Source organism: Paenibacillus marchantiae (assembly GCF_028771845.1).
Taxonomy (GTDB): domain Bacteria; phylum Bacillota; class Bacilli; order Paenibacillales; family Paenibacillaceae; genus Paenibacillus; species Paenibacillus marchantiae.
The window spans coordinates 557,348-582,252 of sequence record NZ_CP118270.1 but is presented as its reverse complement, the minus strand read 5'-3'; the positions used below and the strand labels follow the sequence as shown (position 1 = coordinate 582,252).

The window sequence follows — 24,905 nt, the reverse complement described above, 5'->3', positions numbered from 1 at the left end:
AGATTTATTGGTAGGTCAGGGGAACTTGTTACGGTGAGATGATCATTCTAACGCAAAGGAACGGCCAGCAACGTGTGCAGAAGCGCATTATGGCGTATATGCTTCGTCACATAGCCTGCGTCCTCCAGCGAGCCGCACAGGCCGTCCAGCAGCGGGAAATGACGTTCCCTTATCGTTTGCAATTGGTCCTCATGACCTGCTGCCTCAGCCTGTTGAATATATGTCTGACGGTGAGCTGCATCAGCGAACATCAGATCTGTCAGGCAGATCCGTCCACGTGCAGTTAACACTCGCTGCATTTCATGTAACGCTAACTGTTGCTGGTCTGGGCTCAGATGATGGAAGGCGAAGCTGGATACGACAAAATCGAAGGAATGGTCGGCGAAAGGCAACGCCAGAAAGTTGCCAAGCTTCACATGCATCTCGGGATATTTGGTGCGGCATGTACGCAGCATCTCCCGGGATTGATCGATGGCAGTCATCGCTGCGCCGCGCTCTAACAGTCTGCCAGCCAAATTCCCCGTGCCTGTACCGATATCGAGTCCTTTTTCGCCGGGCACAGGAGATATCCAGCTTGCTGTCTGCTCCAGCGCCTCGTCATAGTTTTCATATATATTGAACGATCCTGCGCCTACTCTTACTCCTAATTCTCCCGATCCTGATCCTGCATCTTCCGTATACGTTGTATCGCTGTTTGGACTGTGTGCTGTCTGGCTATTGTTCTGGCTATGGATTTCATCGCCGTTATGATCTGGTCCGCCTTTTCGATCCGACTCAACCGCTGCTTGCATGGCTCCAGGTCTCGAATCAATGCTGACGTTTGAGGCAATTTGTCCTGGCAGACGACCATTCGCCGCCTGTACCCGCTGATCGTGGATGGCTGCTTGCATATCGTAATTCCAGCGGTCATGCCAGTTCTGCCGGGCTTCCCTGAGACGGCGCGCACTGTCTGCAAGATCATGCAGATGACTGACATCCAATGGCCCGTCTTGGCGATTGAGATCAATCATGCGCTGGGTTGTATCCAGCATGCGCTTGAGCTCAACCCATTGGGCATACATGACCGCCTGCTGCAGCTCCAGATATTCTTCCAGCCGCTGCTGATTACCCTGGTCAATCTCTCCGAGCGCTTGGGTGATATCCTGAAGCGACATCCCGATTTCGCGCAGAGCTGCAATGGTTTGTAGCCGCCAGATGTCATTCTCGGTATATGTACGATATCCGTTACTTGTCTGTTTGACGGGGAAGATCAGTCCCTTTTCCTCGTAAAAGCGAATAGCTCTCGCTGATATGCCGAGTCTGTCCGCGGCTTCTTTGATGTTCATCACGTGCACCTCCTTATCAATTCAGTATAAACGATGACGTTACGGCAAGGTTAAGTGTTCATTTCTTTCCACTGAGTGAAATTTTAGTCAAGTCTGAGGCTATGCTACAATATAAAGCAAAGGAGCATTTTGCACGTATTCAATTGCAAAATGTCGAAATGAGTAAGGAACAAGCCGTTTTTTCTAACGCTGCTTTGCGCAGTGTTATCGACTATTGCACGAAAGGTTGAACTTTTATGCTTATCAGCCATACGTACACCATTCGGCCATCCGAGATCAAGGATGCCGCCCAACTGATGGAACTGGATGCACTGGTATGGGATAAGCATACCTCTCCGGCCCCGTTTCAGTGGCGATCCAGACAACAATATTTGCAGCATTGTCCTCCAGGCAGTCAGCTGATTGCCGTTCAGGGAGAGCGGGTATGTGGTTATGTGGGCTTTTATCTGCCAACAGGAATGCCTGTTAACCGCCATGTATACGAGATTAATATCGCTGTTCATCCCCATGATCGGCGCTGTGGTATTGCTACAGCCCTGATGGATGCGATGAAACACCATGCCTTTGAACAAGGGATCATCAAACTTAGGTTGCGGGTGTTATCCAGCAATCCAGGGGCGATTGCTTTTTATACACAGTGTGGATTTGTGACGGAAGGCAGACTGGTGTCGGAATTTTATATTGCAGGCAATTATGTGGACGATATTCTTATGAGCTATTTCATCCGGGCCAACGGATAGAACAGAGTAGAAGGAGGAACAAGAATGGACATGGGACTTCGGGGTAAAAAGGCGCTGGTGCTTGCATCCAGTCGAGGACTGGGCAAAGCGGTAGCCGCTCAATTGGCGGCAGAAGGCGCTGATGTCATGCTCGCCAGCCGGAACGAAGAGAAGCTTGCAGCGGTGAAGCAGGAGCTGCTGGAGCTCGGTGGTGGCGGACGTATCGAATACTGTGCAACCGATGTGACAAGCAAGGAAGATATTGATGCCCTGATTCGCAAGACAGGCGAGCGGTTTGGACAGATTGATATTTTGGTGAACAATTCAGGCGGCCCGCCTTCAGGAACATTCGAGTCATTGACGGATGAAGATTGGGAACGTGCATTTGAATTAAATGTACTTAGCTATGTCAGACTGATTCGCGGTGCGCTTCCTTACATGAAGGAGAATGGCGGACATATCGTGAACATTGCCTCCACCTCTGTGAAGCAGCCGATCCCCGGTCTGATTCTGTCCAATACGTTCCGTACGGGTGTGTTCGGATTAGCCAAGACCTTGTCACAGGAACTTGCGCCATATGGCATTCTGATCAATACGGTTGCACCGGGTAGAATTGGTACGGATCGGATACATGAACTGGACGCTGCGCGTGCAGAGCAGAACGGAATAAGTGAGGAAGAGGTTGCCGAACAATTCCGTAAGGAAATTCCACTGGGACGTTATGGTCAACCCGAGGAGTTTGCCAAAGCAGTTGTGTTCCTCTTATCAGGAGCAAATACGTACATTACAGGTACATCCCTTGTGGTGGACGGTGGCATGGTACGTGCGCTCTAAGAAGAAGTCGGATCGAGAGATTCGAAGTTATATGGATGCATAAATGCGCAAATTAGATAAGCCCCTCCTTATTCTCCACATGTTGTGGAGTAGGAGGGGCTTTAAGAGTTGATGTATGCCATTGTGAGGAACATATTTCGTAGTAGTAAATAGTCCTCCAACCATTCAAATTATGTAAGTCTAATTTAGCGTAAAAGTTCCCATTCATGCTGCAGCATGCCATACACCGCATGGTTAACATAGCCCTTAGGCAGTTTCTCAGCCTGACGAATAACGCCTTCAAGGACGAATCCAAGCCGTTCAGGGATGGCCCGGCTCCGCTTGTTGTTGGTTGCTGAGCGAATCTCGACACGGTTCAGATCCAGGGTGACGAGAGCGTAGTCGACCAGAACACGGCATGCGCTGGTCATCAAGCCTTGACCTTCAAAACCTTTGCCAAGCCAGTATCCGATGCTTACCGAGCGGTTGGTCCAGTTGATTTCGTGGAAGCCGATGATGCCTGCAAGATCGCCTTTCAGCCAGACACCTGCGGTGAAACCGCCGTTGTCAGCGCCCTGTTTCAGTGCATTGCTGATAAAATTCGAAGTATGCTCAATCTCAGTAACATTGTCCACCCACGGTAACCAATGCCTCAACTGGTCCCGCGAGCGGTCCGTGAGTTCGAACAACGGTTTGGTGTGCTCCATGGCAAGTGGGCGGAGTTCGGTATATTCATCCAATGAATAGGTAAACATGAGTGCAACCTTCTTTCTTTAAAATAATGAATTATCGGGAATTCTTCGGTAGCTTGCGCTCCAATGCAAACAGGTCTTCTTCCATCGAGGCCATGCGTTGATTCACCGTAGTACGGGCGTCACCCAGTGCCTGATTATATATGAAGGGAGCCAACTGGGTCATGAAAAGATCCAGCACACCCCAAGCTGCCAGATCGCCCAGTTCTTCGCCGCGTTCCTCTTCGAAATACGACTGGATGGTACGTATGGCTTCATCCTGTTGTTCTTTGGTCAGTTTTAGCGCGTTCAATGGGAAACCCTCCCTTAAATTCTGTTTTTCTATCATGCTACATGATTCGTGCGAACCCGTCAAAATGGTTTTGGGCCTATCTTGTGTGTAACTGATCCTGATTTTGGGGCGTTATTTATTGAACTCCTCCCTCGTTAAAGGTATATTTAAATGAAACGCGTACGAAACTTTCCAAGAAAATAGATTTTTTCAGGAAATGACTTCGTTATAAAGGAATTTTAGCCGGAATTGCTGCAAATTCCTGAAAGCTCCAATCAATTCATGAAAGGTTTGATACCTGTGGACAATCGTACAACCCCACCTAACTTTATCAAAAATATTATTACCGAAGATCTCCGGTCAGGGAAAGTCCAGGAAGTCATTACCCGTTTTCCTCCGGAACCGAACGGTTATCTGCATATCGGCCATGCCAAAGCGATCTGGATTAACTTTGCACTGGGTGGCGAATTTGGCGGCAAAACAAATCTGCGCTTCGATGACACAAATCCGGTCAAGGAAGATGTAGAGTATGTTCAATCGATTCAGGAAGACGTGAAATGGCTCGGATATGAGTGGAGCGAGAAACGTTTTGCTTCCGATTATTTTGATGAAATGTACAGCCGCGCGGTCTTGCTGATCCAAAAAGGCAAAGCTTATATCGACGACCAAAGCGCTGACGAAATCCGTGCTATGCGTGGAACGCTCACTGAGCCGGGCAAGAACAGCCCGTACCGTGACCGCACTGTAGAAGAGAATCTGGACCTGTTCACACGGATGCGTGCAGGCGAATTCCAGAACGGTGAGAAAGTGCTGCGCGCCAAGATTGATATGGCTTCACCGAACATCAATCTACGTGATCCGGTCATTTATCGTATTGCTCATGCACATCATCATAATACGGGTGACAAATGGTGCATCTATCCGATGTACGCATTCGCACATCCACTTGAAGATGCCATTGAAGGAGTAACCCACTCCCTCTGCTCCCTGGAGTTTGAGGATCAACGTCCATTCTATGATTGGGTTATTGCCGAATGTGAGATGGAGAACCAACCACATCAATATGAGTTTGGCCGCCTGAACCTGTCGCAAATGGTGACAAGTAAACGGAAGCTGAAACTGCTCGTGGATGAAGGACATGTGGATGGATGGGATGATCCGCGCATGCCAACGATTTCGGGTCTGCGCCGCCGGGGATATACACCGGAAGCGATTCGTGATTTCGTATTCGAAACAGGCATTTCCAAAAGCCAAGGCGTTATCGACCTGCAAACGCTGGAGCACTTTGTACGTGAAGATCTGAAATTGAAAGCTCCGCGCACGATGGCTGTCCTGCACCCACTCAAAGTAGTCATTACCAACTACCCTGAAGGGCAAGTGGAATGGCTCGAAGCTGAGAACAATGTGGAGAACCCGGAGATGGGCAATCGCCAAATTCCGTTCTCTCGCGAGATTTACATTGAACAAGACGATTTCATGGAAAATCCACCGAACAAATATTTCCGTTTGTTCCCTGGCAACGAAGTTCGTCTGAAACATGCGTATTTCATCAAATGTAACGATGTAATCAAGGATGCAGAAGGCAATGTGACTGAAATCCATTGTACCTATGATGTGGAAACGAAGAGCGGCAGTGGATTCACAGGCCGTAAAGTTAAAGGTACCATCCACTGGGTGGAAGCAAGCCAAGCGGTACCTGCTGAATTCCGTCTGTATGAACCTCTGATCGCCGCAGAAGCACCGGATGCTGAAGAGGAAACAGAGCTTGAAGAGCAACCGGAGAAAACGTTCCTGGATCAATTGAATCCAAACTCTCTTGAAGTCGTTCAAGGGTTTGTGGAGCAAGAGATGAAGGAAGCGAAAGCACAGGATAAATTCCAGTTCTTTCGTCATGGTTACTTCAGCGTTGATCCGAAACATTCCGAGCCAGGCCGTCCGGTATTTAACCGGGTAGTATCCCTGAAAAGCTCGTTCCAACTGCCAAAAGCATAAGGTGAAGTACAGAGGTAGGTAAAGGTAAAGTTAGAGGTTTAGGGTGAGAAAACAAGTTAGGGTTATACGCCTAAGCTGTAAACCTAAATCCATAAAATTCAATCTATAAACGTAAAAGGCGTCTCCAGGGCAATAAGCTAATGGAGACGCCTTTCTTTTTACTACTACTATTCTTAATCTTTTGTTTGATTGTTTGAACTTTATTTACACCATAACGAGAGGACAGAATAAAGCTGGAGAAGCGTAGCGTTCGCCTAAAAGCTTTCTGAAAGAAAGCTACATCGGAAGAATACGCTTTATCACCGGATTTTACCCTTATAGAAAGGGAATCAAAAAAATCCGGGGATAACAGCGATCGAAAGATTGTTCTGTCCTCGTAGTGCTCCAGTGTAGATCTTGAAAGGTTCAACCTTTGCCAACAAAAAATTACCTTTCACCCATTTCCGTCAACACTGTTGGCTGATAGCCGTTGCGGCGGTTCGAGAGCCACATGATTGCAAAACCAACAGCACCGATCAGGGAGAAGAATACCCCGATGTTATACATTACTTCGGCACCGAAGCTCTGGAACAGCCAGCCGCCGAACAGGCCGGCAATGACACCAGAGAGGCCGCCCCAGGCCATTGTATACACGGCCTGACCAGAGGAACGGTACGGCCTTGGAATGAACAGCATCGTCAGCTGGGTTCCTACATAGAAATACCCGCCGAACGTAATGGAGTGCATGAGCTGAATGAACACAATCTCTAATGGATTGTTCGCTAAGGCCATGAGCTGCCAGCGAATGGCGAACAACAGACTGATCAGGATGAGCGATGATAGAAGCATGCTCATTTTGCGTTTGAGAAAACGGTCCAGGAGCAAGAAAACACCCACTTCAAGGATGGATGATGTGAAGATGGCCCAGCCAACCATCTGTTTATCGCCACCCATTTCCACGATGTATAATGACATAAATGTACTGTTCATGGCGTTGGGTACGGAAACGAGCACCCCAAGCCCGATAAAGATCATAAAGTACGGATTGAACATCACCCTGCCGAAACGTCGAAAGCTCACTACAGGTGTATCTGAAGCGATCGGCTGTCTGGGTAGAAACAAGGCAAAGACAAAGGCAATGACAATCATGAAGGCAAAGACAATCGATACACTGCCCGCTCCCAGGCGGTCAATCAGCGGTCCGGCAGCCACAGCGGTTAGAGCCCAGCCCAGCGATCCCCATAGCCGAAACGTACCGAATTTCTGAGTCGTGCCATCAATATAACCAAGAATCAGGCTGTTGGTTTGGGCAAACAGTGGACTTTGAAAAAAATAAAAAAAGATCATGGCTGCATAGATCCAGGCATACGTAGGCGCATAGAATACGGCCTGAGCAAGCACAAAGGTGCCACCCATCATCATCATCAGAATAATGCGAATATTGCGTGATTTATCGCTCCAGAAGCCCCAGAACGGATTAGCGAACAAGGATACAAACGGACCAATCGCCATCAGACTGCCAATCTCCAATTTGGTCATCCCGATTTCCTGCAAATACAACTGAAGAAAACCGGCGAAGATTGAAATGGCTCCATAAATGAAAAAGTTATATAGTTTCAGCGAAACCAAAGAGGGATTGCCTCTTCCGGGTGCATATCTGTCCAATAGAGCCATTCCTTTCAGAATCATATTCTTCAATGTATCATTTGTTGAAAGGGTATTCAATGTATAGAATAAGTTTATTGAACGAGGAGGATTACCGTGAGCACGATGGAATGGACAGGTATTGTATTGGCAGGAGGTTTATCCCGCCGTATGGGTTCCAATAAGGCATTGTTGGAATGGAATGGTTCCAGCGTGCTGGAGCAGGTCATCCAAGCGATGGCACCAGCTGTGAATAGTATTATCGTTTCCGCAGGAGCCAACACGGCTGCATACAAGGCATTGCCCTATGACTGCGTTCAGGATTATTACCCTGGGAAGGGACCGCTGGCAGGGTTGCATGCCGCGCTAAAAGCCTCGCAGACAGACTGGAACCTTGTCTGCGCCTGTGATATGCCGCTTATAGAGCCATCCTTTTTCAAAGGTATGAAGTGGCTCACCGAATCAGGTCAAGAGCATCATGCGATCGTTCCACGACTGGCAGGTTGTGTTCATCCGCTTGCAGGTGCATATCATAGATGTGTTCTCCCCGAACTTGAACAGCGCTTAATAGATAATAGACTGAAAGTAACCCAATGGCTTGAAGAGATCAGCTGCCGATATGTCGACGTCGATGAGCTGGAAAGCGCTGGTGTCCATGATGTGGCCATTCAGCTTAGTAATATGAATACCCCGGAAGAGTATGAGCATATTCGCAATAGATCATACGGCCCTTAACCCATCTATTCATTCATCTTCGGATTCCTTTCTTAGTCCGATTCGGTCTCCCAACTCTGGTCCACTGGACCCGATTCGTTGGATAGATCCTGAACGGCGTTGCGATATTGAAGTGGACTCTGGCCCGTCCATCGTTTGAATTGCCGACTGAAGTGCGACAGATGGGTGTAGCCCAGCTTCCATGCAATTTCCCCCAAAGAGAGCTTCGGCTGTTCGATCAGTACTTTGGCTTCCTGCAGCTTCAGGCTGGACAGGTAGGCCCGTGGAGATTGTCCGTATACCTTGCGAAAGATCTGCAACCCATATCCCGGACTGATGCCAAATGAGGATATGATCTGTTCCACTTTGACGGTGGATACATTGCCCTCTTTGATTCGGAGCTGGGTATGGAACGCCTGTTTGATGGCTTCTGCGATGGCTCCTGCATAATGCATGGCTGCGGGAGCTGGAGCATTAGGCGAAGCATCAGATCGGGTGGATAGTGGTTCACGGTCAGCTGCTTGGGACAGCAGGGCAAACAATTCAAACATGCGTGCCTGCATGATAAATTTGTCTGTGGAAGTGTATACCTCCGATGTTCTGATCATGTTCATCCAGTTCTCCAGGACAGGGCGCATTTGCATATTATCTGTGGTGCCTGCCTCATAGATTCGGCTGTGATGTGACATCAGCTTCAGGGTAAATACGGGATCATCTACATTAAAATGAGCACTGAAGTACGTCATGCCCTCTGATGATACACATTGGTTTGTATGTTTGAATCCGGGTGGAATTAGCAGAATCGAACCTTCCTCAACCGTATAGGTATATCCGTGAATTACACTCTCCTGAGTCCCCTTTATAATCAGCATAATTTCAAAGCCCGGATGGCATTCCTCCGGCATCGCCCAACCGTATGGAACTTGTTGGCTGTGCGCTCCATAGAATTTAATGTTACAGTCGATAATAGGCAGCCAGTGAGCCAGTGTATGATGTGGCATTTCTCGCAGCTGCGATCGGATATCCATGACATTCACCTCGGAAAAGGGTAAAAATAACTCGCCTTGTACAATCGGCACCCATAGTATACTTCATTATAATCAGTTTAACGCCAACATTGAAAATCGCAGAACAGGAGAGCGTTCGGCAGATTGCTAAGTCTCTGATGTACTTCAATAGATAATAATGTAAACGTTATCATTTTTCAATTGGATCATTTCATTTTGTATAAATGCCAAGAGCTTCATACTTCCGGATGAAAAGGGGATTTTAACATGGACAAGTTATTGTACGGGGTAGCCTACTATGACGAATATATGCCTTATGAGCGATTGGACAAGGATATTCAGATGATGAAAGATGCAGGCATCAACGTGGTGCGGATTGCGGAATCAACATGGAGTACGCATGAACCACAGAATGGTGTATTCGACTTCTCCTCAGTAGATCGTGTTCTGGATGCCATGCATGCGGCGGGTATTCAGGTTATTGTGGGTACACCTACGTATGCTGTTCCGACGTGGATGGTCAAGGAGCACCCGGATGTTCTGGCAACAACGGTACAGGGACCGGGGAAATATGGGGCGCGGCAGATCATGGATATCACACATCCGACGTATCTGTTCTATGCGGAACGCATCATTCGCAAGCTGATTTCCCGTGTCAGTAAACATCCTGCCGTGATTGGTTATCAGACGGATAACGAAACGAAGCATTACAACACTGCCGGAGATAATGTACAATTGCAATTCGTCAAATATATGCGTAACAAGTTCAGCTCATTGGATGATCTGAACAAGGAATTTGGGCTGGATTACTGGAGTAACCGCATTAATAGCTGGGAAGACTTCCCGTCTGTTGTTGGTACAATCAACGGCAGTCTGGGAGCTGAATTTGCCAAATTCCAGCGCCAACTGGTAACCAGCTTTCTAGCGTGGCAGGTCGGAATTGTAAATGAGTACAAACAGGAGGGGCAGTTTGTAACCCAGAATTTTGACTTCGACTGGCGTGGATATTCGTACGGCATTCAGGGAGATGTGGACCATTTTGCCGCATCCAAACCTTTTGACATCACCAGTGTGGACATCTACCATCCGTCGCAGGATGATCTGACCGGCATTGAGATTTCATTCGGTGGTGACGTGGCACGTTCCACCAAACAATCGAACTATCTCGTACTGGAGACGGAAGCGCAGGCTTTCTGGCATTGGGTTCCCTACCCCGGACAGCTTCGCCTTCAGGCGTTTAGCCACCTGGCATCGGGAGCAAACATGGTCGCCTATTGGCACTGGCATTCCTTGCATAATTCATTTGAGACGTATTGGAAAGGATTGCTGAGCCATGATTTTGAACCCAATCCGGTGTACAACGAGGCCAAAACGATCGGCCGGGATTTTGCCAGACTTAGCCCGCAACTTGTGAATTTGAAGAAAACGAATCGGGTAGCCGTGCTGTTCAGCAATGAGGCGTTGACGTCGATCAAGTGGTTCGGATTTAATTTTACGAGTGACAAAAAATACAACGACGTTATCCGCTGGATGTATGACGAATTATACAAAATGAATATTGGCTGTGATCTGATTGATCCGTCTGTGGAGAGTTATGAAGGCTATGATGTGATCGTTGTGCCTGCTTTGTACGCAGCTTCCGATGTCTTGCTTGAGAGGCTGAACCAATTCGTACAAGATGGTGGGCATGTCGTTTACTCCTTCAAGAGCGGATTCGCTAATGAGCATATTAAGGTCCGCTCTACCCACCAGCCTGGACTGATCAGTGAGGCTTGTGGCATCAGTTACAACCTTTTTGTAGAGCCGAAAAATGTGTCGCTTCGAGATGATCCGTTCGAGGTTGGAGAGGAACAGAATCAGATTCACACCTGGATGGAACTCATCACACCAACAACTGCAGAAGTGCTGGCCTGGTATGATCATCCTCACTGGGGAGAATATGCGGCAATTACCCAGAATTCCTATGGCAAGGGCAAAGCAACGTACGTTGGATGTTATACCAGCTCCGCGGTGATCCGCAACGTGTTGGAGCGTGTCATGAAGGAAGCTGGACTGTGGGGAATCGATCAGGAATTGGCTTTTCCAATCATCGTGAAGAGCGGAGTGAATGATCAGGGGAATACGATTCGGTATTTCTTTAACTACTCCGATCAGGCGATTTCGTTCGTGTATGCCTACGGGGACGGAACGGAACTTTTGGCAGGAACAGCGGTGTCCGGAGGGCAGAATATGAAGCTGGAACCATGGGGGTTCTGCATTATTGAGCAATAATGGGAAATCATAAATGAATTGACAAGTCTGTTTTCAATGATTATAAAAAGAATACCAAGACCAAAGCGCCCTCGGCTTCATGCTGGGGCGTTTATCTTATTTTAGCTCATAGCTCAGGAGTGGATGCCTCGTGTTTACCGAATTATATCGGAAGCTTACTGATCCGTTCAAACGCAGCATTCGCAACAAATTAATCCTCACCATGACGTTTCTGGCCATTCTGCCCGTCATTGCCATGACGGTTGTAGCAGCCGAAAATACCCGTTCTTCCATGGAAGAAGAGATCATGGAGACCAACCGTGCGAATATGAATTGGGCCTCCATCTATTTGGGTGAACAATTCGCGCGGATGAACAATCTCATCTATTCCATTCAGATCAGTGATGAGCTGCATCAGTATTTGGCATTGAACCAGGATGCTCCAGCTGCCAGCCGCTTCGATGAACAGAAGGCTGTGTTCAACATGCTGAACAGTGTATATTATTCGGCTGGCAACTATGTATTTGGCGTGGAATTGTACCTGAAGGAACTGGACACATTGTTTACCTTCAACTCGATGGAAAGCCGAATCCGATCGGTTCCGGACATTCCTTCGGCATACGATGAACTTTTTGAACAGCATAAGGACTTTACGATTATTAATGATCCGAACGATCCGGAGAAGTTCCATATGACCCGCAGCATGAACCGATTCGAGGATCAGGCGCAGATCGGCGCGATCAGTCTGGAAGTCAAGTGGGCCGAATTCAATCAGACACTGGAATTGCTGGACAGCCGGGGAGATTATGCGGTGTACATCGCGGATAGTACGGGAAGTCCGGTCTATCAGCCCAATAAGGAGATACAGCCTTCAGCAGAGGCACTGGAAAGGCTCGCAGCTACAAAGGATAGTTCCGGTTTCATTCGAACAGCCAAGGAATATGTATTCTATCATGCCATTGATCCGTCAGGAATGCGTCTGATCAAAATTGTACCTTCCCATGTCATCAATGAGAGTGCAATGGAAACGATGAAATATGGTCTTGTTGTGGGTGGGCTGGCTACCGTGGTTTCGGTGTTGTTGGCAGCATTAGTGGCTTGGCGAACATCCAAACCGATTGTCAGACTGGCGAATTCCATGAAGGGAATCCAGTTGATCAAGGACAAGGAAGTGGTGCGCAGTGGTCGGGTGGATGAGATTGGCCTGCTGGAGAAAAATCTGCATGGTATGGCAAGCCGCATTCGGGAGCATATCCGGGATAACTATCTCATGAATCTGGAGAAACAGACGGCCGAGCTCAAGGCGCTTCAGTCCCAGATTCACCCGCATTTTCTGCAAAATACGTTGCAGATGATCGGAGGTATGGTGTACTCACAGAAGCCGGCAGACAGTTATAAAGTTATTCGTGCACTAAGTGAGATGTTCCGTTATATTGTCAGAGCGCCGGATGGTCTCGTGCCATTACAGTCCGAATTGGACCAACTGGAGCATTATATGCTCATCCAGAAGCAGCGTTTTGGCAGCAGACTTGAATATAAACTGGAGATTGAAGGCGGGCTGAATGACTGTTACATTCCCAAGTTGTCCCTGCAACCGATTGTGGAGAATGCATTTGTTCATGGTCTGGAGAAAAAGCAGGGAGAGTGGAAATTGAACATTCAAGTTGTCCGACTAGATCATGAGGTAACCATCCGCATTTCCGATAATGGGATGGGCATGGATCAAGAGAGGCTGGCCGAGATGCAATCGAGACTGTCCAAGCTGTCCCAGCAAGGAGACAGAGTATGGAGCTCGGGGACTAGCATTGGTCTGGTCAATGCCGCATCACGCATTTTGATGCACTTTGGGCCTGCATACGGTATGAACATGGAGAGTGGGGAAGGACAGGGAACCCGTGTCACTGTTCGAATTCCTTGCCATACAGGAGGCGAGATCTCGTGAACAAGGATTATTATAGAGTGCTGTTAGTGGACGACGAGCCATGGAATAGAGATATTTTGCGCAATTTGGGCACGTGGGATGAGCTTGGCATGGTGGTAGCAGGTGAGGCAGAGGATGGCGGAGAGGCGATCCGGTTGGTCGAGCAGCATCAGCCCCATATTATCATTACAGACATGCGTATGCCGGGTAAAGACGGCGTGGAACTGCTCCAGACGCTGAGCGCACAATATCCGCATATCAAAGTGATTGTGGTCAGCGGTTATGATGATTTCAATTATGCGAAACATGCCATTCGTCACCGTGCCGCTGATTATCTGCTCAAACCGGTAAATCCCGATGAATTGAATAACGTTCTGGCCAAGTGTAGACGTGAATTGGAAAAGACCGAGTCTGGGCCGGAATCCTGGGAACCTTATCCTTCGGCTTTTTCTGGCGAGTTCTCGTTGTTCCAGCAGCAGGCACGCTTGCGTTTTAACGACTTGAACGTTCAGGGATTGCATGAGCTGTTCGGGCAGCTGGAGCACCGACTTGATACCAGTGATATCCAAAGACCGCAACAGCTGGGGCGGATTGCATATGAATTGCAGACGCTGCTGGGCGAGCTGTGTGTTTCCAACGGCTTATGCGAGCAACCTGTAGCAGCTGTGCTCCCGCCGCCGACGGCTCTGGCGTCCATTGCATCGGCGGTGGACTGGATATCAGCGCCTTACTATACTTCGTTGGAGCAGCTGATTGCGCAGCGCAAATTCAAGAACAAGCTGAACCTGGATGAGGTGAAGCAATACATCGAGCAGCATTGCATGGAGATGATTACGCTGGAGCAGCTTGCCCAGATCTTTTTTGTTAGCAAAGAATATCTCAGCAAGGTGTTCAAAAAAGAACACAGCGTGAATGTGACCGACTATATTGTCCAGTTACGGATGGCAAGAGCCAAGGAGTGGGTGCTCGATGATCAGATTCCATTCAAACATATTGCTGAGATGACGGGTTATGAGGATGTATCGTACTTTTACCGGGTGTTCAAGAAACACTTCGGAGTTTCGCCTGGAGAGATGCGAAAGGGACAACCTCGAATATCAGGTAACAGCCCTAAATAATTCGTTCACAGAGAGCTTACTGTTGGATTAAGGTTTAAAATAATCCAATAAATGAGTCTAATAATGTCCAATGAAGCGCTTTCATTTCGTGATATATAATGATCCTATGAAAGACAAACCAGTTACACCGGGAGGTCATAAGAGATGAAAGTATGGAAAAGCGTAGCAAGTGCGGTACTTGTGAGTGTTCTGCTCGCAGGCTGCGGTTCCAATGCGGGTACGGATGGTAAGACGGAGGGAACTGCATCGGGCAGTACGGTGTCCCTCAAAGTATTCATTGCACAGCCGCGGCTGAAAGAACATTACGATAAATATATAGAACAGTTCAAAGCCAAGGAGAAAGCCGAAAAGAATATTGAGGTCAACGTACAACTGGAGATGCCGCCAGCAGATAATGCGCCTCAGATTCTGAAAACACGACTTGCCTCCAATGATGCACCGGACGTGTTCGCACTTCATGCGGTCAATGAAATTCCACCGTTCAGCAAAGCAGGTTATCTGGAAGACCTGTCGGGTCAACCTTTTGTCGATAAATTACTGGATTCCGTTAAGCCTTCCGTAACGGATGCATCGGGTAAAGTCGTGGCCGTTCCTTTGGAAACGTTATCTTGGGGATACCTGTACAATAAGGATATTTTCAAAGAGCAGGGGATAGAGGTACCTACAACTTTGACGGAAATGAAAGCGGTCGTGGAAAAGCTGAAAGCAGCCAACATCACCCCGTTTGAACTTTCATACAAAGAAGCCTGGATTCCGCAACTGTTCCTGCCACTTACTGTAGGTGCACTGACTCAGTCAGAACATAAAGACTTCTTGGATAAGATGAATCAGGATCAAGGTTCCTTCTCGGATATGAAATCCTTGTTCGACATCTTCGATCTCGTCAATGCCAATGGAACGGAGAAAGCACTCGAAGTGGGCGGCGATGATGGTTCAGCAGCCTTTGCAACAGGCAAAGCAGCAATGTGGATTCAAGGACCTTGGTTCGCGGAAACCATCCTGAAGTCCAATCCGGATATCAACTTCGGCGTAGCTCCACTGCCGATCAATGACAACCCGGATGATACCAAAATCAACCTGAGCACATCGACTTCACTGGCCGTATCTTCCTCCAGCAAAAACAAGGAAGTGGCACTCGACTTCGTGAACTATGTTCTCGATGACAAGGACTCAAGTGCATTCTACGAAGCACTGAAATTCAATCCGGTTGCCAAAATTCATGACTTCAAAAGTTTCCCTTGGGTAGACGATGCCCTGAAATATGTTAATGAAGGCAAAGCGTATCAGGATCCATCCATTCCTCAAGCGGTTAAGGATGAATCAGGCAAAGCGCTGCAAGGTTACTACTCCGGACAACTGGATCAGCAGCAGGTGATTGATGCGCTCGACAAGGCGTGGAAATCCTACAACAAAGTCAACAAGTAAGCAGATGAAACGGCTGGCAGAACGGTCTTCGTTCCCCCGTTTCCGCGAGTATGCTTATAGTGAAAAGGGGGAGAACCAATGGCTACGAATGTATTCAAGAAGTATCTGTCGCTGCTAGCGTTCACTGCGCCTGCCTTTGTCATCTATGCCATTTTCCTGCTGTATCCCACATTTAGCGGCTTGTTCTACAGCTTGACGGACTGGAATGGTCTGAACCGGGATTACAGTTTTATCGGTCTGGGGAACTTCGTGGAACTGTTCAAGGAAGATCCCGACTTTCTGAATTCCCTGTGGTTCACGTTGAAATATGTGGTGTTTATGCTGATTCTGCAAAATGGAATTGCCTTGCTGCTCGCCGTGTTCATTGAGACACGGACGCGCAGCAAGGGGTTATTCCGGACCCTGTTTTTCATGCCGAACATGATCAGTACAATCATCAGCGCCTTTATGTGGACATTCATCTTCTCCCAGGTGCTGCCGCAGCTGGCCGAGAAGTTGGCGGTCTCCTTTTTGGACCAACAGTGGCTGGGTGATCCGAAATTTTCATTCTACTCCATCCTGATCGTATCGCTCTGGAATGGTGTTGGGTATATGATGATCATCTATCTGGCTGCACTCCAGGGTGTGCCGAAGAGTCTGAAGGAAGCGGCTGTTATTGATGGAGCCAACGCGTTCCAGGTACTGCGTAATGTCGTATTACCGATGATCACTCATGCCGTGACGATCTGTTTCTTCCTGACACTGAACGGAGCCTTCAAAGTATTTGAAGTTGTGTACGGTCTGACAGGTGGTGGTCCAGGCAGAGCCACTCAGGTCATTACGATGAATATTTATGAAGAGGCATTCTCCAACAATTTTAGATACGGATATGCCAGTGCCAAGTCAGTTGTGTTATTCGTCATCGTGCTCATCTTCACGCTCATTCAGATTACGGTGATGAAGAAGAAAGAGGTGGAAGCATGAGGATGCAACGAATTAACAGCTACCTTATTCGACTGCTGCTGGTGCTGGGCTCCCTCGTCGCAATGCTGCCAATCTACATGGCGATTGTGAACTCATTCAAAACACAAGGCGAAATGTTTCAGTCTTTTATAGCTCTCCCAACGACATTTCATTGGGAAAACTACTCGGATGCATTTAACAAAATCAACCTGCTGGGCAGCTCCTTGAACTCGGCGATTGTATCCTTCCTGGGGATTGGGGGTATTGTATTCTGCGCTTCATTGGCCGGATACAAGCTGTCGCGTACTTCAGGCAGATTGAGCAACCTGATCTTCTTCCTGTTCGTGGCATCCATGCTCGTTCCTTTTCACTCGATCATGATTCCGCTGACACGGGTTGCCAAAGGACTTCACGTTCAAGGTAGCACATACGGATTGGCCCTGATCTATATCGGACTTGGTGTGAACATGGCGATCTTCCTGTATCACGGGTTTGTTAAGTCCATCCCGCGTGAATTGGAAGAATCGGCACAGATGGATGGATGTAATGAGTTCCAGACGTTCTTCCAGATCATCTTCCCATTGTTGCTGCCAATTACGGTCACCATCGCCATCTTGGACTTCCTGTGGATATGGAATGACTTCCTGTTGCCACTACTCATGCTGACGGATGTAAATCGTTATACGCTGATTCTGTCCACGAACATGCTGTTTGGCGAGTACAATAAGGAATGGCCGTTGATTCTATCCTCCCTGGTACTGACCGCTATTCCGGTGGTTCTCATCTATGCGTTCTTCCAAAAGTTCATCATGGAGGGGATTGCAGAGGGTGCGGTAAAAGGGTAAGGAAAACCTGCCTGCGATCTAGACGAGATGTATCTGTCTCATGAATACAAAAACTCAAAAGAACCGCCATGATCGGAGGGATGTCACTCCTTACGATCAAGGCGGTTCTTTCATTTCATGATGTCATCAGCTTTTTGACTGTCTGTGCCAGAAGGTGAAGGCCCCGCTCCATCTCATCCGGTGAAGCATAGGCATAGGACAGACGAATGTGCTCCGCATCTAGGCGGTCATAAAGATAACCCGGATGAATCAGCACATGATTCTCCAGACAGGCATGGAACAGTTCGCGAATGGAAAGAGGACTGACGGTAAATCGGAGCCAGATATAAAAGCCTCCGGCAGGTATGCTCCACTCGGCGAGTTCAGCGAAATCGCGTTGCAGAAGCTGGATCATGAAGTCTCTGCGTCTGCGCAGTTCTGGCCGCAGGCGATCCATATGCTGCTCGTGGTATCCATCGGCAAACCAGAGTGCAGCAGCCTCCTGAGCGAGGGAGCTAGTGCCATAATCCGTCTGCATCTTGATGTCTGCGAGGCGACGGATGACCGGCTCCGGCCCAACCAGCCAGCCGAGGCGCAGACCGGGGCTCACCGCCTTGGACAAGGTGCCCATGTGCAGCACCCGTCCTTCTTTATCACGCGCCTTCAGCGCTGGCGGCGGGAGCTCGTCCAGCCACAGGTCGCTGTAAGCGGCATCCTCCAATATGGAGATGCCAGTGTTTCGTGCTGTGGCGAGAATTTCTTCCCGGCGGCTGTCACTCATGACGGAGCCAGTAGGATTGTGGAAGCTCGGAATCGTATAGAGCAGTGAGATGCTGTCCCTGTTTGCATTGTTCTGTACGGCATCTTCCAGACGCGGAGTGTGTAAGCCTTCGGCATCCATCGGAATGCCACTCATTTTCAATCCGGCGGATTGGAAGGCATGAATGGAGTACAGATAAGATGGTTTCTCCAGCAGAACTGCCGATCCGCGGGGCAGAAGCCCAACTGAAATAAGGTGCAGTGCCTGAAGAGAGCCGGATACGATCAGAATGGAGTCAGGGGAGGCTTGGATACCACTTTCTTGCAAGTAAACGGACAAAGCCTGACGGAGCTCCAGACTACCCTGAGGTTCGAGGTAGTTTAGTGTACGAGGACGGCTGGATAGAGCAAGGAGGAGGTCGTTAAAAGCCTCCTGGGGCATCAGCTCAGGTGCAAGCTCACCTGTACCAAGCCTGATGATGCCTGGCTGGAACTCAGCCCGGTTAATCTGCTGTACCTCTGGCAGATTGGGGTAATACCAGCCTTCTTCGATGGCTTCCTCCCAGTTGGGCATGGCTCCGTGAGCCAGCGCATGCCAGCCAGAGCCGCAGACATAGGTTCCGCCACCATGTCTGCCTTCAATCATGCCTGCGGCGGCCAGATTTTCCAATGCAGTAACCAGCGTGCTGCGATTTACACCCATGGATTGAGCCAGTGTTCGTTGTGAAGGAAGCCGATATCCTGCTGTCCATTCGCCGGCAGTAATTTTCTCGCTGATATAGACTTCAATCTGTCGGTACAGAGGTAGGGAATGGGACGGGTCCGGCTTCCAGCTGCCCCCCTGTCGAGAATCGGAACGATTCATGGGCAGGTTTGCCTCCTTTATAGAATGAGTGATGGGATTTACGTTTTCTTTTATTTTGAACACTATATCATTTGGTTGGGTCCAATGCCATCCAAGTGGTTGGTTACGCCTGACGTTATCTCTACTATTATGGAGACATGTCTAAGGGGGATGAACGATGGGGGTAATTATTCACGCGGTGGTGCTGGCATTTGGCCTGATTTTGCCACTCGGTGTACAAAATGTATTTATTTTTAATCAGGGCATGAGTCAGCGAAGTTATGCACGGGCGCTGCCAGCGATAGTAACCGCAGGACTCAGTGATACGTTGTTGATTGGAGCAGCCGTCGGAGGGGTGTCCCTCATTTTACTGCAATGGCCGGTGCTGGCGAATGTATTGTATGCAGGAGGGAGTGTGTTTTTGCTCTATATGGCATGGAGCATTTGGAAGTCTTCCGGGCCTGCGAATAGTTCAGCAGCAGTGCTATCTGCGGGAAGGCAGATCGCTTTTGCTGCTTCCGTTTCCTTGCTTAACCCGCATGCTCTGCTGGACACGGTAGCCGTAATCGGAACCAGTTCGCTTCAATACGAAGGGGTCACACGTTTTTATTTTGCGATAACGGCGGCAGTAGTATCATGGGTATGGTTTCTGGGACTGGCGGGTGCAGGCAGGCTAGTAGGTAGAACAGACCGTACAGGCCGGGTCAGTGTTTTCTTCAATCGGTTGTCCGCTGTAGTCATGGTCGGAATGGCGGGCATGATGCTGTGGAAGCTGATTCTATCGTAAAAATAGAAAAGAATCCCCTCACGTTAAGCGTGCGGGGATTGTTTATATGCTGGCCTTATACTTAATGCGCCAAATGAGTATTCTATCTTATTCTGCCTTCAATAGCATGGATTCAATGAAAGACTTGAGATCCTTGGATGCGTTGTTCAGTTGATCAATGACCTCGCTGAACTCGGTGACGAGTTCGGCTTGCTGATTACTGGATTGGGCGATGGAGGTAATCTCCTGTTCCATTTGACGAATGGAATGCTGTACTTCCTTCAAGGAGCGTTCAATGTTCACTGTAGCTTCTTTGGTTCCGGTAGATAATTTGCGTACTTCGGTAGCAACAACGCCAAAGCCGGCTCCTGCTTCTCCTGCTCGAGCCGCTTCAATGGCAGCATTCAGACCTAGCAGGTTCGTCTGCTCCGAAATTTCACGAATGAATGAAGCTACCTTGGTGACTTCACTGGAATTTTGCACCGCCATCCGTGTGTTGTCCAAAATCTGTGAAGATGAAGCGGTCAGTTGCTGGGACTGAGCAGCTACGGTCTGAACCATATCGGTTAACTTACCGCTGATTTCTCCGATCAATTCGGTGAAGTGCCCCAGTTTTTCCTCGTTTTTGAGCGAAAATCCAATGGCCAATGCACCTACGATCTGGCCTGCTTCATCGCGAAGCGGGGTAGCCGCAGAGTTAATGGGAGTCCCGTAATGATGCGCTTCAATACGATTGGCTGAAGTCTCACCATGGATAAGTGCCCGGCGTAGTGTAGGATCTTCAAGTGAGATCGGATCTCCAGCCTTGATACCCAAATCAAGATCTTCGCTCCGTACGTAATACCGGAACTGCTCCATATCGGTAACAGCAATCATCAAATCATTTTCCTTGAGCATGATTTTAAAATACGGGCTTGCTGCAACAAGTGCTTCAACAATATTCAATTGGATCAACTCCTATATATGTGTGCGTATTATCGTGATGTATTGTATATTCATCGTCAGAATTGCGGGATTCTTGAAGGGCTAAAGAGGACATATGACAGATTAATTTTATTTTAATCTTGGAATCAGGAAAATTGATCAACAAGGTTAGAAAAAAGAAAAATACATGACAAAAAAGCTGCTGAGGATCATCTGACCTCAGCAGCTTTTAGTACATCGATAATGGCTGTATTTTGAGAAGTATATCGGGTGCTTACGTTTATTATTTCTTCCTGCTCTGATGCATTTAAACGATGAGCAGGTACCCGCCAGATCACGCTTGCCTATCCGCCGATTTGGGACATGCGTCGTACCGTCGGTGTATGACTTTGCATTTTCTGCTCCAGGGCAAGCGCCATTTCATGATTCTTCGGTTTGGTGCCAAGCGCTTTGAGGAAGAGAGCTGCCATAGCATCGGGGGCATCTACGAAGCGGCGAACGTTGTATTCATCCGACCAGTACAGACAAGCTTTGATATGCCCATCTGCTGTCAGGCGGAGTCGGTTGCAGTTATCACAGAAGTGATCACTGACCGGATGGATCAATCCGAATGTCCCTTGTGAACCGGCAATCTTCATGTTTCGTGATGGACCATTACCTGCCGGACCTGCCGTATTTTCCACCGCCCAGCCAGCCTCGGCGCATACATCCGTGACTGCTTCCAGCGGCAAATACGATTTGCGCCATGAATCTGAAGCCTGCCCAATCGGCATATATTCAATGAAGCGTACATGCAGTGGCTGATCTATGGTCATGGCAATGAAATCCTTAATCTCATCATCATTGATGCCCTTCATTAACACGACATTCAGCTTGATCGGAGCAAGTCCAACTGCCGTGGCGGCTTCAATGCCTTTCAGCACCTTATTTACATCCCCACCGCGAGTAATCATGGAGAAACGGCTCGCCTGCAGGGAATCCAGACTGATGTTAATCCGGTTCAGTCCAGCGTCTTTCAGGGCCTGAGCCTGTTTGTCCAGCAGCAATGCATTGGTAGTTAACGCAATATCTTCAATCCCGTCAATGGCCGAGATCATACTTACGAGTTGATGCAGATCTTTCCGTACCAGAGGCTCGCCTCCGGTCAGACGGACTTTGCGCATTCCCATTGGAGCCAACACTTTGAGCACCTGGGCAATTTCCTCGTAGCTCATAATTTGGTCATGCGGGGCAAATTCCATGCCTTCTTCAGGCATACAGTACACACAACGCAAATTACAGCGGTCCGTAACAGAAATACGGATGTAGTCATGTATTCTGCCAAAAGAATCCTGGAGCATTTCCATGCAGACCACCCTTTCATTGATTCAGATTGGAAAGCTTCTATATGAAATGAACCGACAATGTCTAAACGAACAGTTGCATCAAATTTTAGCTATTTCTCCAATCCGCGTCAATGATGACGTCAGGTAATTACGTTTTTATCGGGATGGGTCAGTTGGAATTGTCCCACAAGCTGTTGCAAGAAGACCGTGATGGCTTCGACATTGTGCGATGAATGCTGAACGTGCAGCATGTCGTTAATAAGCTCGACCATCTCGGCTTCCACCTCCGAAGACGTGGAACGATTTTTGTGGCTGATGGCAGCGATATTCTCCATCAATACCACGACCTGATCTACAACCTGTGTTCTTTGGGGTTCTTCAGCCGTTGCACTTTGGAGTAACTGCGAAGCAGCCTGAACAAGCGTGGTGCCTTCAGCCAGCACCTGATCGCCTTCCTTGATGGATTGCGAGGCTGCTCCTGCCGCTACTGAGATATTATCCAGAATCTGATGAATATCTTCCGTGGAGGAACGGGATAATTCTGCAAGTTTGCGGATCTCACCAGCAACGACGGCAAATCCACGTCCGTGTTCGCCAACATGAGCTGCTTCAATGGAAGCATTTAGTGCGAGCAGATTGGTCTGTGCCGAAATTTCATCAATGACAGCAAGTGCGCGGTAGATATCCTGCATGGTCGCCATAAAGGATAGAATCGTATGGTTGGTGTCGGACACGGCTCCCGAGATCTGAGTCATTTTGTCTCCAATACGCTCCACTTCCTGGCGGGCAACGTCAATCTGCTCTGTGGACGACACTTCAAGCTGTTGTAAGGTGAGGCGCATTTCGTCGGCGGCTACTTTGGCCTGATCCAGGTCCTCAAGCTGCTTGCGTATCCCCTGAATCATAGAGCCAAGTTTGAGATTTACACGTTCGGTTGTTCCCTGTGTAGTTTCCGTTGACGCCCGCATCTGGTGCTGGTTGTTCATCACATCCACGGTGGCAAGCTGTACCTTGAGCATAATTCCTTCCAGAGAGTCGATCATATTGTTGATCCATTTCGCCAGTTCACCTGATTCATCCTGGGCAAAAGCCGACGTGTCCAGACGCTGAGTCAGATCCCCTTTGCCTTCGGCGTTAATCCGAATAAAGCGGCTAATGCGGCGCAAATCCTCATGGCCCCGTTGAACATGTTTTCGTTGCAGCTGGCTTGCAGTCAGGAATCCATAGATGAAATTAAAGGCAGCGATGGCTGCTGCGCTCCATGCACTTCCAGTCAGCGCATATACAAGTGCAGCTCCCGCAATGCCTGACAACAGGATGTACAAGCTATGCTGCTTGAATTGGCGCCAGCCAATGCTGCGTATCCGATACACTTCCTCCAAATCGCCTTCACACATCATGCCCCACAGATCCGGACAGTGGGGAAGCTGGAACGTGATGCCTTTTCCAATAACTGATATATGACGATAGTCTGAATAACCCGGAAAAGCCACAAACAGATTGGAGCCATTGCGAATGGTATTCGCTACACCGGGATGAAGTTCGTTGGTAGAAGGATCGGTAAACATCAGTTCCAATTCGGTATGTTCTTTAACAGATACAACGCCCCATTCGGTGGTTACGCCGTCTTTCAGATTCTCCCCATGGGTGAATGTATGATCCTCGAAGCGGCTGCGGGACAGGGCAGTCCCGGGTTGAAGCGTGGGCCGCAGTTTTGATTCAGCCATAAAAAGATAATTATCCCCCGAATCAGGGTAGATGTGGCCTGATTCACGCTGGATCAGATCGCCCAATACATCATTAGGTACACGACTGCACAGGGAACCGATGTAACGGCCGTTTTCCATGATCGGTACGATAAACGTCAAGGTTACATCATCGTGAAACGTGGAAGAACGTGGTCCAATTTCTAGTGTGAGCGGATCAGAATAAGGTCCAAACAGGCACTTTTGTCCGTTGATATCCGCTTGGGTATACCTAAGTCCTGGCCCGATCAAAGCATTTCCATCTTCGTAGACTTGTCCAATATGATTCTTATATGTAGAAAATACAACCTGGTTTTGCTCGTTCAGCATAAAAAGCTCAGTACTATCCGTAGCGCGTACATAACTTGCTGCGAACCATACCTCTAATCCATGTACATCTTCGGAGCCTTGCAACATACCTTGCGGATGAACAGCTCGTACCTGCTGAAGCAATCGATCCAGATGATTCCACTGCTCCTCAGCCCAATCCATCAAAAGCTGCCGCCGGGTCTCGGCGATGCCCTCAAAGATTTCCTCTACGTCTTGCTTCATATTTGCATTCAACCGATACGACCGCCACAGCGGCCACCCTTTTCTCGATCCCAGCCAATCAAACATACGGACCACCCCGATTTCTGATTTTGAAAATCCTTTGCGAGACTGTTCGGAAACGCGATTATCCAGCCAATATGGGTGGTGGACGGGAATCAATGACACCGCCTTCATGATCCCAGAACCAGACACCGTATCGGGGCGAGAGTTCACGTCCTTCTATATGAGCATTTTGCAAAATGCTGTTATCAATGTTTATACAAGAAAATCAACAAGAATACGAGGGTATATGTC

At 48.5% G+C, this 24,905-nt stretch carries 20 protein-coding genes; 11 read left to right on the top strand and 9 right to left on the bottom strand.

The genetic code is table 11. From position 1 onward, the window contains the following. Nucleotides 1-47: 47 nt before the first annotated feature. Nucleotides 48-1,325, bottom strand: a complete 1,278-nt coding sequence (locus PTQ21_RS02785; RefSeq protein ID WP_274568749.1) for a methyltransferase domain-containing protein — start codon at nucleotides 1,323-1,325, stop codon at nucleotides 48-50. A 236-nt stretch (nucleotides 1,326-1,561) separates the two neighbouring features. Here PTQ21_RS02785 and PTQ21_RS02780 point away from each other — a divergent pair, with 236 nt between their 5' ends. After that, a complete protein-coding gene (locus tag PTQ21_RS02780) occupies nucleotides 1,562-2,065 on the top strand; it encodes a GNAT family N-acetyltransferase (RefSeq protein WP_063566924.1) in 504 nt (167 codons plus the stop codon). A gap of 24 nt (nucleotides 2,066-2,089) precedes the next feature. Further along, nucleotides 2,090-2,878 (top strand): SDR family oxidoreductase, encoded by a 789-nt coding sequence (locus PTQ21_RS02775; RefSeq protein WP_274568748.1) that lies wholly within the window; start codon nucleotides 2,090-2,092, stop codon nucleotides 2,876-2,878. Between the two features lie 185 nt (nucleotides 2,879-3,063). Here the strand turns inward: PTQ21_RS02775 and PTQ21_RS02770 are convergent, their stop codons facing one another. Next, the gene (locus tag PTQ21_RS02770; protein WP_076287542.1) at nucleotides 3,064-3,612 is read right to left on the bottom strand and encodes a GNAT family N-acetyltransferase; all 549 of its coding nucleotides are present in this window, start codon (nucleotides 3,610-3,612) and stop codon (nucleotides 3,064-3,066) included. A gap of 31 nt (nucleotides 3,613-3,643) precedes the next feature. Further along, a complete protein-coding gene (locus tag PTQ21_RS02765; RefSeq protein ID WP_097115777.1) occupies nucleotides 3,644-3,901 on the bottom strand; it encodes a DUF2164 domain-containing protein in 258 nt (85 codons plus the stop codon). Nucleotides 3,902-4,162: 261 nt separating this feature from the next. Here PTQ21_RS02765 and PTQ21_RS02760 point away from each other — a divergent pair, with 261 nt between their 5' ends. Next, nucleotides 4,163-5,872 carry a glutamine--tRNA ligase/YqeY domain fusion protein gene (locus PTQ21_RS02760; RefSeq protein ID WP_162842457.1) on the top strand — a complete coding sequence of 570 codons (1,710 nt, stop codon included), beginning with the start codon at nucleotides 4,163-4,165 and terminating at the stop codon, nucleotides 5,870-5,872. 426 nt (nucleotides 5,873-6,298) lie between these two features. On the opposite strand, the gene PTQ21_RS02755 is transcribed toward PTQ21_RS02760, so the two are convergent. Next, nucleotides 6,299-7,525, bottom strand: coding sequence for an MFS transporter (locus PTQ21_RS02755; protein WP_063566968.1), 1,227 nt, complete (start codon nucleotides 7,523-7,525; stop codon nucleotides 6,299-6,301). A gap of 96 nt (nucleotides 7,526-7,621) precedes the next feature. On the opposite strand from PTQ21_RS02755, the gene mobA reads away from it, so the two are divergent. After that, nucleotides 7,622-8,230, top strand: a complete 609-nt coding sequence (gene mobA, locus PTQ21_RS02750; RefSeq protein WP_274570433.1) for a molybdenum cofactor guanylyltransferase — start codon at nucleotides 7,622-7,624, stop codon at nucleotides 8,228-8,230. Between the two features lie 32 nt (nucleotides 8,231-8,262). On the opposite strand, the gene PTQ21_RS02745 is transcribed toward mobA, so the two are convergent. Then, nucleotides 8,263-9,237, bottom strand: a complete 975-nt coding sequence (locus PTQ21_RS02745; RefSeq protein WP_274568747.1) for an AraC family transcriptional regulator — start codon at nucleotides 9,235-9,237, stop codon at nucleotides 8,263-8,265. 246 nt (nucleotides 9,238-9,483) lie between these two features. Between PTQ21_RS02745 and PTQ21_RS02740 the strand changes: the two genes are divergently transcribed. The 6 genes from PTQ21_RS02740 (at nucleotide 9,484) to PTQ21_RS02715 (ending at nucleotide 17,717) form a co-directional block, all read left to right on the top strand. Next, entirely contained in the window at nucleotides 9,484-11,487 is a 2,004-nt protein-coding gene (locus tag PTQ21_RS02740; protein ID WP_274568746.1) for a beta-galactosidase, read from the top strand. 130 nt (nucleotides 11,488-11,617) lie between these two features. Beyond that, entirely contained in the window at nucleotides 11,618-13,408 is a 1,791-nt protein-coding gene (locus PTQ21_RS02735; RefSeq protein WP_269053969.1) for a sensor histidine kinase, read from the top strand. Next, a complete protein-coding gene (locus tag PTQ21_RS02730; protein WP_274568742.1) occupies nucleotides 13,405-14,505 on the top strand; it encodes a response regulator in 1,101 nt (366 codons plus the stop codon). The genes PTQ21_RS02735 and PTQ21_RS02730 overlap by 4 nt, the downstream gene beginning before the upstream one ends. A 144-nt stretch (nucleotides 14,506-14,649) precedes the next feature. Further along, the gene (locus PTQ21_RS02725) at nucleotides 14,650-15,930 is read left to right on the top strand and encodes an ABC transporter substrate-binding protein (RefSeq protein WP_063566932.1); all 1,281 of its coding nucleotides are present in this window, start codon (nucleotides 14,650-14,652) and stop codon (nucleotides 15,928-15,930) included. A 78-nt stretch (nucleotides 15,931-16,008) separates the two neighbouring features. Next, entirely contained in the window at nucleotides 16,009-16,893 is an 885-nt protein-coding gene (locus PTQ21_RS02720) for a carbohydrate ABC transporter permease (protein ID WP_064641854.1), read from the top strand. Continuing rightward, entirely contained in the window at nucleotides 16,890-17,717 is an 828-nt protein-coding gene (locus PTQ21_RS02715; protein ID WP_024632759.1) for a carbohydrate ABC transporter permease, read from the top strand. Before PTQ21_RS02720 ends, PTQ21_RS02715 begins: the two co-directional genes overlap by 4 nt. Nucleotides 17,718-17,832: 115 nt before the next feature. On the opposite strand, the gene PTQ21_RS02710 is transcribed toward PTQ21_RS02715, so the two are convergent. Continuing rightward, entirely contained in the window at nucleotides 17,833-19,320 is a 1,488-nt protein-coding gene (locus PTQ21_RS02710; RefSeq protein WP_274568740.1) for an aminotransferase-like domain-containing protein, read from the bottom strand. A 157-nt stretch (nucleotides 19,321-19,477) separates the two neighbouring features. Here PTQ21_RS02710 and PTQ21_RS02705 point away from each other — a divergent pair, with 157 nt between their 5' ends. Beyond that, a complete protein-coding gene (locus PTQ21_RS02705; RefSeq protein WP_274568739.1) occupies nucleotides 19,478-20,086 on the top strand; it encodes a LysE/ArgO family amino acid transporter in 609 nt (202 codons plus the stop codon). An 87-nt stretch (nucleotides 20,087-20,173) separates the two neighbouring features. Here the strand turns inward: PTQ21_RS02705 and PTQ21_RS02700 are convergent, their stop codons facing one another. The 3 genes from PTQ21_RS02700 to PTQ21_RS02690 form a co-directional block, all read right to left on the bottom strand. Then, nucleotides 20,174-21,010: a methyl-accepting chemotaxis protein gene (locus tag PTQ21_RS02700; RefSeq protein ID WP_274568737.1), complete on the bottom strand. Its 837-nt coding sequence runs from the start codon at nucleotides 21,008-21,010 to the stop codon at nucleotides 20,174-20,176. 323 nt (nucleotides 21,011-21,333) lie between these two features. Then, the gene (gene moaA / locus PTQ21_RS02695; RefSeq protein WP_063566937.1) at nucleotides 21,334-22,335 is read right to left on the bottom strand and encodes a GTP 3',8-cyclase MoaA; all 1,002 of its coding nucleotides are present in this window, start codon (nucleotides 22,333-22,335) and stop codon (nucleotides 21,334-21,336) included. A 119-nt stretch (nucleotides 22,336-22,454) separates the two neighbouring features. Beyond that, nucleotides 22,455-24,677 (bottom strand): methyl-accepting chemotaxis protein, encoded by a 2,223-nt coding sequence (locus PTQ21_RS02690; RefSeq protein WP_274568736.1) that lies wholly within the window; start codon nucleotides 24,675-24,677, stop codon nucleotides 22,455-22,457. Nucleotides 24,678-24,905: the final 228 nt, after the last annotated feature.